This window comes from Bradyrhizobium sp. NBAIM03 (genome assembly GCF_020194055.1).
GTDB classification, from domain to species: Bacteria; Pseudomonadota; Alphaproteobacteria; order Rhizobiales; family Xanthobacteraceae; genus Bradyrhizobium; species Bradyrhizobium yuanmingense.
Map to the genome: position 1 here is coordinate 35813 of NZ_JADYVS010000024.1, position 14995 is coordinate 50807.

Sequence of the window (14995 nt, forward strand, 5' to 3'; positions counted from 1 at the left end):
GCCATCTCCCACGGCACAACATCACATCGGGCCAGTTAAATTACACCTAGTGTAATTTTCAAGCGTTGTGCCGCCCGAGCCTGTTGACCTTCTCGTGAACGACACCTGCTCCGCGGCCCTCCCGCGCTGCGCGATTCAGTGGCCGCAGCGAAGCTCTGAGGATCCCGCGCAGCCGGACAAGCAAGAGGGCGGCTAGCGCCCGCAGCTTGGCCAGCGTCCCGGCGCGGATGACGGTCAGCACGGGGAGCAGCGCGAGCAGAAGGCTGAGGCCAATCCAGCGCAGAAGGCGGCCGGCCAGAAAGGCCTGGATCGTCGGGGTCCAGTCGTCCACCACGAGATTGACGGTCGCGGCGAACGCCGCCTTCGCACCGAGACAGAGGAAGCTGTTCGAAACGACGTTCGCCAGATCGAAGCAGGGATGGAACGAGATGGCGCACAGCAGGATGAGAACGCCGAAATTGCCGAGATACGGCGAATGTATGGCCTTCACCGCGCGCGCGAGGGTCCGAGCGACAAATCGACGCTGGTCACGTTCCCTTGGCGAGCCTTGCACGGCGCCGTCGAGGCGCTGCTCGCCGGCATGACGGGCTCGCGCGTCATGTATCGTCCGGGGGACGGATTGCAGGCTCCTGCGAGGTCTGCTGATTGCACGGCGAGGCCGGTGCGGCGCGCCCTGGCGATGGCTGGAGGCGACGTAACCGGCAGGATTGCGGCGTAGAAGCTCGATGTTGCCGGAGCTGCGCGTGCGCTGGTCCTTCCCGGCCGCCGCTTGCAGCAAGCCGGCCTCGGCATCGTGGAAATCGCAACGCGAAGCATCGGCATCCCGGTCGTTCGCCGGGCCGTCCCTGTCTGCAGTCATCTTGATCCAGTTCGCTGGTCTTGGACGCCTCGAATCGGCCCGAGCCTTGCTGGCCGGCCTCACATGCAGTAATTTCGCACTTGATGCGGAATTTTATCGCACTGAGTGTAATTTTGAATGAGGCCGTTGTGTGTCGAAACAGGACGGAGACGACCCATCACCGAGAAGCGAGGGACTGAGGGAGCAAAAGCGCCGCGAAACGTTGCGACGGATCACCGACACCGGTCTGAGGCTCTTCCTTCGGAACGGCTATGAGGCGACGACGCTCGACGCCATCGCGGAGGCAGCGGGAATTTCGCGTCGGACCTTCTTCTATTATTTCAAGTCGAAGGAAGACATCATCCTGGCCTGGCAGGGCGGTCTCGCCGAAGCCATAGGGCGCGCCGTTCTGGAGCAATCGACCAAGCAGCCGCCGCTCGAAGCGGTGAAGAATGCACTGGTCAGACTCACGGCGTCCTACGAGGACGTCCAGGCCCGGAAACAAATGATGGAGATCGACCGGTTCATCCGCACCAACGAGACGCTTCGCGCCCGCGAGGCCACCAAATACGCCCAACAGGAACAGGCGGTCTTCGACGCGCTCTGCACGATGTGGCCGCAGCCCAAGCGGCGAACGGCACTCCGCATAGTCGCGATGGTCTCAATCGGAGCTTTTCGCCTTGCGATCGACAGTTGGAGCCAGGATGAGGGAAGGCGTCCCTTCGCCGCCTATTTGCGGGACCGTTTCGCAAACATGAAGGCGGAAGCTTGAATCCAGGGGCTGTGACTGAGGCGCAGCCTCGCAAGGCTTATTGCGCCGCGATGCCCTCAGCCCTCCACCCGGTACAGCCGCCACCTTTCGGGCACCCCCTTGAGCCGGTGCTGGCCATGATCCCTCAGGTTGATTGCGGACTGCGCCGCCATCAGTTCCTTTACCGCGCTCGAAACCAGCACCTCGCCCGCGCGTGCTTTCGCTGCAACCCGGGTGCAGATGTGGAACGCGAGGCCGACCATTTCGCCGCCGCTGATGGTGTATTCGCCCGCGTGGAGACCCACCCTGATCTCGAGGCCGAGCGTGCGCACGGCTTTCTGAATCGCGGCCGCGCAGGCGATGCCGGCAGCGGGTTTCCTGAAGGTCGCCAGCACGCCGTCGCCCGTGGTCACGACCTCCTTGCCGCGGCACGTCTTCAGCTCCTTGCGGACCGCCGCGTAATAATGGCCTATCACCTTGGTCCAGCGCGCATCGCCGAGCTTGGCTGCCTTCGCCGTGGAGCCGACGATGTCCACGATGAGGATGGTGGCGAGCGCCTGCTTGAGCTCGGCGGCGCGGGCAGCCGACCGGCGCCGGTTCGCGATGGGTCCGGTCAGCGGCTCATAGCGGTGATTGCGGCGCCGCGCGATCGCGGCTTTCGTGTACTCCTGCGCGCGCTGCGCGGTGCCGCAACGGATCGTCTTCTCCTGCGGCGACCGCGACCAGTAGACCTTGCGCCCGGCGCCGGCGCCCTGCACCTCCACCGCGCCCCATTTCAGGAAGACCGCCGCGCCGACGCGTCTGACGCACCACGCCTTCGAGGTGTATCCGGAGACGTTGGACTGATGGACACCGATGCGGAGAAATTTGGGCATGAAGGTGCGGCCAGAGACCGTTTGGGCGTAGCTTCGGCAAGGCTAGTCGGACAATCCGGCCTTGGCAACCGGACCTCCGGCCTCTGACTCCGGCGGGACAAGCTTATCCAGCAGCGATGTCCAGATCGATGTGCTATCCTCCTATGGGGCGGCAGAAGAAAATCCGGAGAGAATTTATGGCAACGAGTGTCAAGCAAATGCTGGAAGCTGCGAACGCGGCGGTCCCGAAGATCACCTCGGAGCAGGCGGCCGAGATGATCAACAAGGGCAACACGCTGGTCGTGGACGTTCGCGATGCGCCGGAAGTCGCCGCCAGCGGCAAGATCGCCGGCGCCGTGAACGTCTCGCGCGGGATGCTGGAGTTTCGCGCCGACCCGGAGTCGCCCTATCACGACAAGGCGTTCGACAAGGGCAAGACCGTCATCCTCTATTGCGCATCCGGCGGCAGGTCGGCGCTGGCCGGCAAGCTCTTGAAGGATATGGGTTACGAGAACGTCTACAACGTCGGCGGCTTCAAGGACTGGACGGGCGCAGTCGAGAAGTAGCGAGAACAGCGGCGCGGTTCCGTTGACTGCGCTGCGAACTCCGATTGGCACTTTCTGCGGCAAGGCGCGTTGCGGTGTTGTCGAGGAGGCGCAGATGACCAAGACCAAGGCTGCCCACGCACAAGACGCCAAGATTCCCACGCAAGCAGCGCTCAATCCCGGTGACGAAGCTCCGCCCGGAACCAAGGGCACCGGCGACGACGTCTGTCCCGATTGTCACGGCAAGGGACGCATCGACGGCGCGCCTTGCGCCACCTGCGGCGGGAGCGGCACCATCACGCGGGCAGTCGGCGGCGCCTGACGCCGCCTCGTCCAGCGGCTTCATCTTCGTAGCAACGATCGGCCCTTCACGTGTGTTTTCCCCGACTGGAGACAGTGAGGCGCACCATGAACAAGACGACCGGACTGACACCCGACGACTTTCCGATCGAAGCCGACAAGGACAAGCTGAAGACACACAAGGGCGAGCCGGTGGCCTCGGCCGAGACCGAGCAGATTGCGGACGAGATCGCCGACCGGCTGAACGAGCAAGCCCACCAGGAAGAGCAGGACCGCTGGTCAGCCTAGTTCAGCGGGTTTGCGGCGCCCCATCGAATTTGGAACGACCACGCGTTCCCGCGCATTGGCCCTTCGCCGGCGTCTCACCATTCCGGCAAATGGCGGCCCCGGCTCAAGCCCGCCCCCGGATGCCGGGCCGGGGCCGCCTAGAGCGCGATGCGATTAGGATGAACCGTCATCGCGCTCCAGGTTATTGTTTGAGCATGATCTTTTTGGAAAACCGCTGCGCACTTTGCGCTGCGCGGCCCTCCGGGTCCGGATCATGCACCAGGCCGAGCACAGGAGCGGACATGAAAGCACTCGTCATAGCAGGGCTCATCGCGGCGCTCGCCTCGTCTCCTTCCGCCTTCGCGCAAAGCGGCGCGGGGCCGTCGAGGACGGGCTCCGGCATCAATTCGACCGGCACCGGCGGCACGACCGGCGCGGGCGCCTCCAGCCTCAATACGTCGTCGGACGCCAACAACGGCGGCGCCAATGCACCGGCGAAGTCGTCAACGATGAGGCCGGGCGACAACGATCCGGCCAGGCAGACCCAGGGGGGCCAACAGGCCCTGCCGAACGCCCCCGGAACTAACCGGAAATAGCGCGAGCCGGATAGGCATAGAGCTCGATGGGGGCGTTGAAGCCGCGCACCTCGTGCCGGCCGACATGCTCCAATGCGAACTCCTTCTCGACAAGCTCGGCGAAATCGCGTGACAGCAGCACGTTCCTGCCGAGCGTCTTGGTCAGCGCCTCCAGGCGGGAGGCCATGTTGACGGCCGGGCCGATCACCGTGAAATCCAGCCGCTGGGCAGATCCGATATTGCCGTACATGACATCACCGACGTGGACGCCGATGCCGTAGTTCAGCGGCGCGCGGCCGGTCGCGCTGTTCCGATCGTTGAGCGCGGCCATGGCTCCCCTCGCCTCGGCCACCGCATGCAGAAGATTGGCGCAGGCGTTCGGCTGATGCAGCGGGAAGATGGCGAGCAGCCCGTCGCCGATGAACTTCAGGATCTCGCCGCCGTGCCGCGCGATCGGCTCCGACATCGCGTCGAAATAGTCGTTGAGAAGGTCGATGACATCGTCGCGCGGCCAGTTGTCGGAGATCTTGGTGAAGTCCCTGAGGTCGCAGATCATGATCGCGGCGCGCACCGTCGTGCCGGTGCCGCGCCTGGTGGCGCCGGCCAGGATCAGCTCGCCGGCATGGGAGCCGACATAAGTTTCCAGCAGCGTGCGCGCCAGGCGATTCTTGATGCGGATCTCGCTGACCAGCGCCAGCACCGGCAACAGCTTCTTCAGGCCGGCGATGTGGACATCCTCGAAACCGCCGGGACGATCAGTGGCGAAGGTCACGACGTGGCGCTTGCCGAGCGTGTGCAGCAGCGGCCAGGCCACATAGTCGGTCATGCCCAGCGACCGCATGTCGTCATAGAGGGCATGCTTGCGACCGAGCGAGGAATCCTGCTCGAGCTTTTCGCGGACCTCGTCGGCACCGTCATGGATCTCGTTGGCGGAGCTGCCGATATATTCGGACCGCTCGCGAACGTCATAGTCGGCCAGCGTGATCTCCGCCTCGCGCTTGCCGTCGGACCACATCATGCGGGCACCCAGCCATTGCGGATGATGGATCATCACGTGAAGCGTCGATCGCTTGAGCGGAATGCCCGCCTGCTGCAGGCGGATGCACATCAGCGCGAAGATGTCGTCGATGAAGCGCTCGTCGCGCGTGCCGTTGGTCAGCCAGTCGATGACGCCGTCGGCCAGTGTGGGGGCGTATGTGTGTGGCGCATTCATATCCTGCCCCTCGAGCTGCGGTTTAGCCAGCAGATATCGTGCGCCGGCCCGGCGGCGTCAACCTAGCTAGTTGCATGGATTGTGCGCATCGGTCTGAGGTTCTAGACCAGAAGCCGGATCGACCCCAGCACCGCCAGACCCGCGACGAGCGCAAGCTGCGACGGCCCGGCCAGCTCGACCTTCAACGTGCCGGTGCGGGGAATCGCAAATTCCTCGTTGTCGAGGCGGATGCGGCATTCGCCGCGCGGGGCGTAGACCAGATGCGTGCCGGCGGCGAGGTGCCGGTCGCCGGGCTGCTTCAACGCGAGGAGATCGATCTCGGCCGCGCCGCGCCGCGCCATGAGGTTCACGACCTCGACGGGACCGGCCTCGAGCTCGGTCACGATCTCGAGCTCGCCGGTGAACCGCACCGTCGTAAAAGGTTCACGTTCGTCGAATTCCTGCGTCGGCGACTTCAGCACCAGCCCGCGCCCCTCGACGACCATCTGCAAGCGGTCGATACCGGGCATATGGGAGAAGGGACCGGGCGCAAGAATCGGCGTCGACGCGAAGCGCCAGAGCAGGCTGTCCCAGTCCTTGCGCGGCGCATCGGCCCGATGCGCATCCGCGATGTCGGTGAAGACGCCGCCGCCGTTCTTCCACGGCGAGCGGGTGTAGTCTTCAGGATTGAGCAATGTGGTCTTCATGTCTCGAACTCATCCGGGAAAGTCAGGAATGTAACCGAGTTTGTAGCCTGGATGAAGCGCAGCGCAATCCGGGTTAGCTCGCGCCGTGAAGCACCGGCCCCGGATTACGCTCCGCTCCATCCGGGCTACAGGTCCCCGGATGATGTCGCTATTTCGACGCCAATGCCGCCACAGGCCGCCAAGTGACGTTGGGCGCGGCTGCTGCCAGTTGCCGGCAGCGGTCCCGCATCAGCTCGGCTGGGCGATCGTCGCCGCGGCGCTTCAGCACCGCCTCGAAATCGGCCAGCGCATCGGCAAAGCGGCGGGCGCGATAGGCGGCGAGGCCGCGTTCGTAATCCGCGATCCAGCCGATGCTGCCGACCGCATTCTCGTTCACCATCCCGATCAGCTCGTGGACGGAGAGTCCCTCCTCGCGTCCGTAGACCGCGATGCTGTCGACCTCGCGCGTGACGACGGCGCCGCGCGCCAGACGTTCGGTTGCCGCGCCGATCAGGATCTGCGTGCCGTAGGATTTGTTGGCGCCTTCGAGCCGGCTCGCGACATTCACGGCATCGCCGATCACGGTGTAGTTCAGCCGCAGCTCCGAGCCGATATTGCCGACCAGCATGCGGCCGGAATTGATGCCGATGCGGATCTGGAGCGGCTGACCGAGATCGTCGACGAGGCCCGACTGGTCGATCGCCTTGCGGCAGGCGAGCGCGGCGCGGCAGCATCGCGCGGCGTGATCGGCTTGCGGCTGCGGCGCGCCCCAGAACGCCATGACGGCATCGCCGATGAACTTGTCAATGGTCCCGCCATTGGCGACGATGATCTCCGAGGTGAGGTCGAGATAGCGCGACAGCAGCGGCACGACGCGGTCGCCGAGCCGCTCCGACAGCCCGGTGAAGCCGGCGATGTCGATGAACATCACGCTGAGCTCCTGAACGCTGCCGCCGGGCTTCGCCTCGACGCCCTGGCGCAGCAGGCCGCGGACGAGATCCGCCGGGATGAACTTACGGAATGCGGACAGGCCGGCCGCCATCTCCGCGATGGCACCCGACAGGCTTGCGATCTCCTTGAGCCGCGACGGATGGCGACGGACCTGCTCCAGCGCGAAGGCTTCGACATAGCGCAGCTCGCCGACGACGCGCGACAGCGGCGCGGCGATGACGGACCGCGCCAGCATCGCCGAGGCCAGCGCCGCGAGCACGGCGCCGACGGCGAGACCGAGGATCAGGCGGTGCAATGTCGTCTCGACCGGCCCGAGAAATTCGGCCTCGGGGATCACGGTCGCGAGCGACCAGCCGGGAAACGGCAGCGGCGTCAGCGCGACCTCATAGGCCGCGCCGCCCGAGGTGAGCCGGCTGCGCCAAGCCTCCTTGCGGCCGGCTTCCCCGGCCTGGCCGAGCGCTGCGCGCGCCAGTGGCAGCAGCGCGGTGTCGCCGCGGGCCGGATGGAGCTCGTCGGCGTCCTTGTCCGGCGCCGCGACGAGCTCGCCGCTGCCGTCGACGATGAAGGCGGCGCCGGTGCGCCCGACCTCCAGCTGCGACAGGAACCGCGCAAGCCTGGTGTATTCGATGATGACGGCAAGCACGCCTTGCCGCTCCTGGTAGACGTCGATCGGGCCGGCGAAGGCGATCGACGGCCGTTCGCCGGTCGCGTGGTTCATGACCCTGAACCATTGCGGGTCGTCCGCGCCGAGGCCGGCCTTGAACCAGGCCTGATCGGCGACGCGGAAATCGGTCGGCTCGAAGCGGCGGTTGGCAAATTCGATGTCGCCGGGCACCACGTCATATTCGTCGACCCGGCGCTCGCCCGGATGATCCGTCAGCGAGATCTCCATCATCTCCAGGCGCCGATCGCCGAGCTTGTGCGCGGCGAAGAAGGAGCCGTCGGGCCAGCCGAACGCGACCCAGGAAATCGTCGCCTGCGACTGCAATTGTGACAGGAACACGAACTCACGCTTGTCGGCCTCGCGGGTGTCGAGCACGTTCTGGAGGAACAGGGTGCGGATCGCGGTATGCGCGGCGCGCGCCTCGTCGACGATGGCCGAGACCTCCTTGCGCACCGCCGCGACGATCTGCTCGTTGATGGTCGAGGCGAGCTGCCGGCTGGCCGCCTCCGCGGTGCGCCACCACAGCAGGCTGGAGAGCGCCGCGGTCAGCAGGATCGCGGCGAGGACCAGCGCGGAGACAGCAAGGCGGATACTGACCGTCATCCTTGCGATCGCGCGCAGCTGGCGTCCGGGATCGACGTTCATGGTTTTATCCGCCTTTGGGTGGGCGCGACTCCTGTCATCTTCCTACGCAGATTTCCTACCGTCCGTTACCTCTGCCAAGTTTGGTCGGACGCATCCAATGCTCTCGCTCTAACGTGTCGATAGCGCCAAGGCATTGGATTTGGGCACCCACTTGCCCGCTAATCCCGTCCAAGCGCACCGACCGTGCGCCCGATCCAATCGATCTCACGGTTTCGTGAGCAGCCCGCCGTAACACGGGCGGCGCGCGGAACGAAGGAGATCATGCGCGCTCGCCTGCCGGGCGGCACCATTCGAACAGGAGAATCTCGATGTCTGCCAAACATACCGTCACCTCCCTCGTCCTCGCCGGTGCGGTGTCGACCGCGCTCGCGACCCTTGCCTCCGCCGCCCCCCTGAGCAAGGCCGAAGCCGATGCCGCAATCGCCGCCAAGAAAGAAAAGTGCTTCGGCGTCGCACTGAAAGGTCAGAACGATTGCGCGGCGGGACCGGGCACCACCTGCCAGGGCACCTCGACCGTGGACTACCAGGGTAATGCCTGGAAATTCGTCAAGGGCGGCACCTGCACCAGCATCGAGCTGCCGGGCGGCAAGAAGGGTTCGCTGAAGCCGATCTGAACGGCGCAACGGCAGGCGCGAACGGAGCAGCACGATGAGCACGATCAAGCCGGCCCCGCCAGCAGCGCTGCCGCTCCGCTTCGCAACGCCGATCGGCGGCGTTGCCGGGACGAGCTTCAAGCCCGAGCACCTCCCGGCAATCCTCGAGGCAAAAGATCAGCGCGGCTTCTTCGAGGTCCACGCCGAGAACTACATGGGCGCCGGAGGGCCGCCGCATCGCGCGCTTGAGGCGATCCGCCGCGACCATCCGCTCTCGCTGCACGGCGTCTGCATGTCGATCGGCGGACCCCGGCCGCTCGACAAGGCGCATCTGGCGCGCTTCCGCGGCCTGGTCGCGCGCTATCAGCCGGCGCTGGTCTCCGAGCATCTCGCCTGGTCGACGCACGAGACCAGCTTCTTCAACGATCTGTTGCCTCTGCCCTATACCGCGGCGACGCTCGCTTGCGTCTGCGATCACATCGATCAGGTGCAGGAGGCGATCCGGCGACCGCTGCTGTTGGAAAACCCGTCGACCTATCTCGCCTTCCGCGAATCCTCCATGCACGAGACCGAATTCATCCGCGCCATTGCGGAGCGCACCGGCTGCGGCCTGCTGCTCGACGTCAACAACGTGTTCGTCTCCGCGGCCAACCATGGATATTCTGCGCTCGACTACCTCGCTGATTTCCCGCTGTCGCACGTCGAGGAAATTCATCTCGCCGGGCATGCCGAGCAGGCCGACGACGAAGGTGACCTGCTGTTGATCGACAGCCACGATGGCCCGGTGGCCGACGCCGTCTGGAAACTCTACGAGATCGTGATCCGGCGCCGCGGGCCGGTGCCGACGCTGATCGAATGGGACAGCAAGATTCCGGACTGGCCGGTGCTGCAAGCGGAAGCCGCGGCCGCCCAGGCGATCCTCGACCGCCATCAGTCCGTCATACCGGCAGGAGAGCGTCATGCCGCCTGAACCCGGCCTGTGTTTTGCCGCATCGTTCGCGCCGGCGTTGCTGGATCCGGAGCGCAGCACGCCTGAATTCGTGACCGGCCCCAACGGCAAGGCCGCTGGCCGGCGCTATGACGTCTACCGCAACAACGTCACGGTCAGCCTGATCGACGCGCTCGCCGCGATCTATCCGGCGGTGCAGCGCATCACCGGCGTCGACTTCTTCCGCGCGATGGCGCGCTTCCATGTGCGCAGCAATCCGCCGACATCGCCGCTGCTGTTCGAATATGGCCGCGACTTTCCGGACTTCATCGAAGCCTACGAGCATGCGCAAGATCTGCCTTGGCTCGGCGACGTCGCGCGTCTCGAGCGGGCCTGGCTCGACGCCTATCACGCCGCCGACGCCATCCCGCTGTCGCCGGCCCGGCTCTCGGCGGTGACGCCCGACCGCCTGGCTGATCTGGTTTTCATTCCGCACCCGGCCGCGCGGTGCCTGCGTTCGAATTACGCTGCCGTGACGATCTTTGCGGCCAACCGCGACGACGCACCGATTATGCGGATCGATGCCTCGACGCCGGAGGATGCCCTGATCACGCGCGGCGAAGTCGACGTCGCCGTGCGCCGCCTTCCACCCGGCGGCGCGGTCTTCGCGCACCATCTCATGTTGGGCCGGCCGCTCGGCGAAGCCGCGGCGGCGGCGCTGGAGGCGGCAAGCGAATTCGACATCGCCGCGAACATTGCCGGGCTGATCGAAGCCGGCGCCTTCACCTCGCTCTGTTGCGGAGACCCATCATGATCACGGAGCAGCCCATGACGCCCGCCAGCGGCCTGCCGTCGCCCGGAGCACTCATCGACAGAGCCAATCATCTGGTGCAGGCGCTCGCGATGCCATCGCTGGTCCAGCTGGTGCTGCGCCTCGCGCTGGCCGTGCCGTTCTGGCGCTCGGGCCTGCTCAAATGGAGCGGCTTCCTCGAGCTCAACGACACCGCGGTGACGCTGTTCAGCGACGAATTCATGCTGCATCTGCCCGGCGGGCCCTATCACTTTCCGGCCCCGACGGTGATGGCCTTTCTCTCGGGCTCCGGCGAGATCATGTTCCCGATCCTGCTGGTGCTGGGACTGGGCACGCGGTTCGCCGCGCTCGGGCTGCTGTTCATGACCGTGATCGTCGAGCTCACGGTGCCCGACGGCTGGCCGATTCACCTCACTTGGGCGGCGATGGCGCTTGCCCTCATGGCTTACGGGCCGGGGCACATCTCGCTCGATCATCTGATCTGTCGCATCCGTAGCCCGGATGGAGCGCAGCGCAATCCGGGGCAGGTTGCGCGGTGAGGCATCGGTCCCGGATTACGCTTGCGCTCCATCCGGGCTACAGAAGAGCACTTACATCCCGCTCAGGCCGCTATCGACTGCGAGGGTCTGTGCGGTGACGTAGACGCTTTCGTCGGAGAGGAAGAACAGCACGGCATAGGCAATCTCCCAGGCTGTCGCCTGGCGGCCGAACGGGATGTGGCTCTTGCCGCGGGAGGGACGGCCGGCGCCGGCTTCGCGGCCGTTGGGGGTGTCGACGACTCCGGGATAGACGAGATTGGCGCGGATGCCGCGGCGGGCTCCGAGATGGGCGATGTTGCGCATCAGACCGCCGAGCGCGGCTTTCGAGGAATCGTACACCGCCATCTGCGAGCCCGCCTTCAGCGCGGCGATGGAGGAGATGAAGACGATGGCGCCGCCATCGTCGAATTTCGGCAAGCCGGCGCGGCAGCACAGCATGGGGCCGCGGACATTGACGTCGTAGATCTTGTTCCACTCCTCGGGGCTGACGGCATCGAGCCCGACCTTGCCGAATGTGCCGACGTTCAGCACCATGCCGTCGAGCCCGCCCATGGCGCGGCGCGCTTCGTCGATCATGCGGACGACGTCGGCCTCCGAGGTAACGTCGGCCGCGATGGCAAAGCCGTCGCCGCCTTCATCCGTGATGCGCTTCACCGTCTGTTCGGCGGAGCTGCGGTTGAGATCGGCGACCGCGACCTTGGCGCCCTCGCGGGCGCACAGGATGCTCATGGCACGGCCGTTGCCGATTGGATCGCTCGCTGCGTCGAACACGCGTTGGCCGCCGCCGACGATCAGGATGCGGCGCCCTTTGAGGCGCCCCCTGCCCGGCGCTTCTCCGGATGATTCCGCGCTCGGCGGACGAATGTAACGCTCCGGCTTGCTCTCGGTGTCCGCCATCTCAGCCGCCTGACTTCTTGCCGCCGTCATAGACCTTCATGCCAGCGGCGGGATCGAGATCGGTTTCCGTTGCTTCGGTCAGGCGCGCCATCATCATGTAAAAGCCGAGCGCGACGATGGCTTCGACGATTTCCTGGTCGCTGAAATGTTTTCGCACGGCCGCGAAGATGGTCTCGGGGACACGGACGTTCTCGACCACTTCGCGGCCGAACTTCAGCAGCGCGCGCTCGGCCTCGCTCAGGCCGGCGGCGTCGTAGTCACTACGCTCGACGGCGTCGATCTGGTCCTGCGTGCAGCCGACGCCGAGCGCGATTGGCACGTGCTGGCGCCACTCGTAGGCGCCGCCTTCGAGCTGGGCGGACTGGAGGATCAGAAGCTCGCGGTTGACCGCGCTGAGCTTCTGCTTGTGCAGGATGGAATTGCCGAGCCGCATCGCCGGAATCATGTTGGCCTCGGCATGGGCCATCATGCGGAAGATGTTGAGCTTGACCGGCATGCGGTCGAACGAGGCGCGAATGTCGCCGCTCGTCGTCTCCGGATCAATCAGGGGCAGCCTTGCCACGCATTTCTCCCTTGGGCTTCCGTTTCTTGTTGTCGGCGTCTTGACCTGCCGCGATCAGCGACAGGAAGAAGGCGAGATAGCGGTCGATCGCCTCGATCACCTTCGGCCGCGGCGACGGCACCGCGCCCATCACGTAATGCTCGAGGCGGATGTAGATCAGACCGGCGGCGAACAGCCGCGCGGTCTCGCGCGGATCAGTGGTCGAGATCAGGCCGGCGAGCGCGAAGCCGCGGAAATAATCCGTCATCAGGCTCTGCTCGCGCGCGTAGAAATGATCGGCGAATTTGGCGCGAATGCCTGGCACGCGGTTGCGCTCGGCGGTGATGACCTTCTGGAACTGGTGCTCGCGCGGATCGGACCATTGCTCGACGAGGTCGAGCGCGAACTGCCGGCAGAACTCCGCCGGCTGCCGCGCCAGCTGCTTGTAGCGCGGCTCCTCCAGCCGGCTCGCCGAGCTGGCCGGGCCATGCTCGCTGACGATCGCCTCGAGGATCGCCGCCTTGCCGGGGAAATGGTTGTAGAGGCTGCTCTCGCGGATGCCGACGCGGCGCGCGAGCTCGCGCATCGAGGCGCCGCCATAGCCGCTCTGCGCGAACAAATTGAGCGCTTCGGCGAGGATGCGCTCGCGCGTCGTGGGCGCAGCCGCTTCAGCCGCGCTGGAGGTGTCGACAGCCATGCTGCTTGACTAACGAACGCTCGTTCGCTAGTCAACCGTACGAACGATCGTTCGTTTCAACTCCGCTCGATAAGCGGAGAGCAATTGGGGGAAGAACGCCATGGCAAGCCACGCCGCGCAAACCATCGCAGCGCTTCGCATCGTCACATCATTGCTGCTGATCTTGTCAGCGGCGCCGTCCGCCCGCGCCGAGGATGCTGCCGCCTACCCCACCCGCAAGATCAGGATGCTGCTGCCTTACGCGGCCGGCGGCGGCGGCGACGTAGTCGGCCGGCTGCTTGCGGAGAGGATGGGCAAGACGCTCGGGCAGAGCATCTATATCGAGAACCACACCGGCGCCGCCGGCACGATCGGCACGCAGATGGTCGCGACTTCCGCCAATGACGGCTACACCATCACCGTCGGCGGCATGACCACGCATGTGCTGGCGCCCGCGATCTATCCAAAACTGCCCTACGATCCGATCAAGGATTTCACGACGATCGGGCGCGTCGGCGTCTCCTCCATCATGCTGGTGGCAACCAAGGACTTTGCCGCCAATGACATCAAGGGTCTGGTCGCGCTGGCCAAGAAGGGCGAGCCGATCCAGTACGGCAGCTGGGGCGTCGGCTCGACCGGACAATTCTGCGCGGAGATCCTGATGCAGCAGACCGGCATCAGGATGGACCACGTGCCGTTCAACGGCATCGCAAAGCTGGCCGGCGATTTGCTCGGCCGCCACATTTCCCTGGCGACGCTCGACGTCGCCACCGCAACGCCGCTGGTGAAGGAGGGCTCGATCAAGGCGCTGGCGGCCTGCGGCGAGCGGTCGCCGAGCCTGCCCGAAATCGCCAGCTACAAGGAGCAGGGCGTCGCGTTCGACCGCAGCCTGTCATGGGCGATGTATGCGCCCGCCGGCGTGGCTCCGCCGATCGCGCAGAAGCTGTCGGCGGCCCTGAAGGAGACCCTTGGCGATGAGGTGGTGAAGCAGAAGCTGCTGGCGCTCGGCATCACCCCGCAATTCGTGCCAGGCGAGGAGCAACGCGACATCAACGCGCGCGACATCACGGCCTGGAAGCAGGTTGCCAAGGACGCGGGCATCGAGGTCAAGTGAGTAAGCTGACGACAGGAGCGCGGGCATGAGCCGTATCTTCGGCGCGGTGCGCCAGAACGGATATGTGGTGCGGGACATCCACGCCGCGATGAAGCACTGGATCGAGGTGATGGGCGTCGGACCCTGGTACTACATGGACCGGGTCAAGACCGACTGGTTCCGGCATCGCGGCCGGGATTCCGCCGTCGAGATGAGCATTGCGCTGGCGAATTCCGGCGATCTCCAGATCGAGCTGATCCAGCAGCGCAACGACGCGCCCTCGCTCTACAGGGAATTCCTCGATGCTGGGCACGAAGGGCTCCAGCACATGTCGTACTGGAGCCACGACTATCAGGCGCTCTACGACAAGGCGCTCGGGCTCGGCTATCGGATCGGCCATGAGGGCCAGATCGGCGGCAACAAGGGACGCTTTGCCTATTTCGACACGCAGGCGCATCCGGGCACGGTGATCGAAATCTCCGACATCAGCGGCACCAAGGGCCCGTTCTTCGAGAAGGTGCGGCAGGCCGCACTGAACTGGGACGGCACGCGGCCGATCCGCGAGGTCGGCGGCGGGAGATCGTAAGGCTCGCTGACCGGTTTTGCCGATGTTCGCTGAGCACACAACGCCGTGCTGAGCCGGTCTCCT

The 14995-nt window shown here is 65.7% G+C and carries 19 protein-coding genes; 10 read left to right on the forward strand and 9 right to left on the reverse strand.

The annotated features are described in order from the left end of the window. Window positions 1–58: 58 nt before the first annotated feature. Window positions 59–778 (reverse strand): hypothetical protein, encoded by a 720-nt coding sequence (locus I6F21_RS28595; protein WP_225140428.1) that lies wholly within the window; start codon window positions 776–778, stop codon window positions 59–61. 283 nt (window positions 779–1061) lie between these two features. Between I6F21_RS28595 and I6F21_RS28600 the strand changes: the two genes are divergently transcribed. Then, window positions 1062–1610: a TetR/AcrR family transcriptional regulator gene (locus I6F21_RS28600; RefSeq protein WP_225114033.1), complete on the forward strand. Its 549-nt coding sequence runs from the start codon at window positions 1062–1064 to the stop codon at window positions 1608–1610. Between the two features lie 56 nt (window positions 1611–1666). On the opposite strand, the gene I6F21_RS28605 is transcribed toward I6F21_RS28600, so the two are convergent. Further along, window positions 1667–2464: an adenylate/guanylate cyclase domain-containing protein gene (locus I6F21_RS28605; protein ID WP_057026102.1), complete on the reverse strand. Its 798-nt coding sequence runs from the start codon at window positions 2462–2464 to the stop codon at window positions 1667–1669. Window positions 2465–2640: 176 nt separating this feature from the next. On the opposite strand from I6F21_RS28605, the gene I6F21_RS28610 reads away from it, so the two are divergent. The 3 genes from I6F21_RS28610 to I6F21_RS28620 all read left to right on the forward strand — a co-directional run bounded on the left by I6F21_RS28610 (window position 2641) and on the right by I6F21_RS28620 (window position 3576). Beyond that, on the forward strand, window positions 2641–3009 hold the full coding sequence (locus I6F21_RS28610; RefSeq protein WP_036011668.1) for a rhodanese-like domain-containing protein: 369 nt from the start codon (window positions 2641–2643) through the stop codon (window positions 3007–3009). Between the two features lie 94 nt (window positions 3010–3103). Continuing rightward, window positions 3104–3310, forward strand: a complete 207-nt coding sequence (locus I6F21_RS28615) for a hypothetical protein (RefSeq protein WP_050991724.1) — start codon at window positions 3104–3106, stop codon at window positions 3308–3310. Between the two features lie 86 nt (window positions 3311–3396). Then, window positions 3397–3576, forward strand: coding sequence for a hypothetical protein (locus tag I6F21_RS28620; protein ID WP_036011671.1), 180 nt, complete (start codon window positions 3397–3399; stop codon window positions 3574–3576). Between the two features lie 181 nt (window positions 3577–3757). On the opposite strand, the gene I6F21_RS28625 is transcribed toward I6F21_RS28620, so the two are convergent. From I6F21_RS28625 to I6F21_RS28640, 4 genes are all read right to left on the reverse strand, one after another. Further along, window positions 3758–4081, reverse strand: a complete 324-nt coding sequence (locus tag I6F21_RS28625; RefSeq protein ID WP_036011673.1) for a hypothetical protein — start codon at window positions 4079–4081, stop codon at window positions 3758–3760. Between the two features lie 56 nt (window positions 4082–4137). After that, window positions 4138–5343, reverse strand: coding sequence for an adenylate/guanylate cyclase domain-containing protein (locus I6F21_RS28630; protein WP_036011675.1), 1206 nt, complete (start codon window positions 5341–5343; stop codon window positions 4138–4140). 101 nt (window positions 5344–5444) lie between these two features. After that, window positions 5445–6029, reverse strand: coding sequence for a HutD family protein (locus tag I6F21_RS28635; protein ID WP_225140429.1), 585 nt, complete (start codon window positions 6027–6029; stop codon window positions 5445–5447). Window positions 6030–6177: 148 nt separating this feature from the next. Next, window positions 6178–8268 (reverse strand): adenylate/guanylate cyclase domain-containing protein, encoded by a 2091-nt coding sequence (locus I6F21_RS28640; protein WP_225140430.1) that lies wholly within the window; start codon window positions 8266–8268, stop codon window positions 6178–6180. A 308-nt stretch (window positions 8269–8576) separates the two neighbouring features. On the opposite strand from I6F21_RS28640, the gene I6F21_RS28645 reads away from it, so the two are divergent. The 4 genes from I6F21_RS28645 to I6F21_RS28660 are packed head-to-tail and all read left to right on the forward strand — an operon-like array spanning window position 8577 to window position 11139. Continuing rightward, window positions 8577–8882, forward strand: coding sequence for a DUF2282 domain-containing protein (locus tag I6F21_RS28645; RefSeq protein WP_225140431.1), 306 nt, complete (start codon window positions 8577–8579; stop codon window positions 8880–8882). 34 nt (window positions 8883–8916) lie between these two features. After that, window positions 8917–9831, forward strand: coding sequence for a DUF692 domain-containing protein (locus I6F21_RS28650; RefSeq protein ID WP_225140432.1), 915 nt, complete (start codon window positions 8917–8919; stop codon window positions 9829–9831). Then, window positions 9821–10603: a DNA-binding domain-containing protein gene (locus I6F21_RS28655; protein WP_225140433.1), complete on the forward strand. Its 783-nt coding sequence runs from the start codon at window positions 9821–9823 to the stop codon at window positions 10601–10603. The genes I6F21_RS28650 and I6F21_RS28655 overlap by 11 nt, the downstream gene beginning before the upstream one ends. Further along, the gene (locus tag I6F21_RS28660; RefSeq protein WP_225183860.1) at window positions 10600–11139 is read left to right on the forward strand and encodes a DoxX family protein; all 540 of its coding nucleotides are present in this window, start codon (window positions 10600–10602) and stop codon (window positions 11137–11139) included. Before I6F21_RS28655 ends, I6F21_RS28660 begins: the two co-directional genes overlap by 4 nt. Before the next feature lie 51 nt (window positions 11140–11190). Here I6F21_RS28660 and I6F21_RS28665 read toward each other — a convergent pair whose 3' ends face one another. The 3 genes from I6F21_RS28665 to I6F21_RS28675 are packed head-to-tail and all read right to left on the reverse strand — an operon-like array spanning window position 11191 to window position 13274. Continuing rightward, window positions 11191–12036 (reverse strand): SDR family oxidoreductase, encoded by an 846-nt coding sequence (locus I6F21_RS28665; protein ID WP_225140435.1) that lies wholly within the window; start codon window positions 12034–12036, stop codon window positions 11191–11193. A gap of 1 nt (window position 12037) precedes the next feature. After that, complete coding sequence (locus tag I6F21_RS28670) at window positions 12038–12598, reverse strand: carboxymuconolactone decarboxylase family protein (RefSeq protein ID WP_225140436.1); 561 nt, start codon at window positions 12596–12598, stop codon at window positions 12038–12040. After that, window positions 12576–13274, reverse strand: a complete 699-nt coding sequence (locus tag I6F21_RS28675; protein ID WP_036026741.1) for a TetR/AcrR family transcriptional regulator — start codon at window positions 13272–13274, stop codon at window positions 12576–12578. Before I6F21_RS28675 ends, I6F21_RS28670 begins: the two co-directional genes overlap by 23 nt. 100 nt (window positions 13275–13374) lie before the next feature. Between I6F21_RS28675 and I6F21_RS28680 the strand changes: the two genes are divergently transcribed. Continuing rightward, window positions 13375–14367, forward strand: coding sequence for a tripartite tricarboxylate transporter substrate binding protein (locus tag I6F21_RS28680; protein WP_225140437.1), 993 nt, complete (start codon window positions 13375–13377; stop codon window positions 14365–14367). A 25-nt stretch (window positions 14368–14392) separates the two neighbouring features. Continuing rightward, window positions 14393–14932, forward strand: a complete 540-nt coding sequence (locus I6F21_RS28685; RefSeq protein WP_225183861.1) for a VOC family protein — start codon at window positions 14393–14395, stop codon at window positions 14930–14932. Window positions 14933–14995 lie beyond the last annotated feature (63 nt).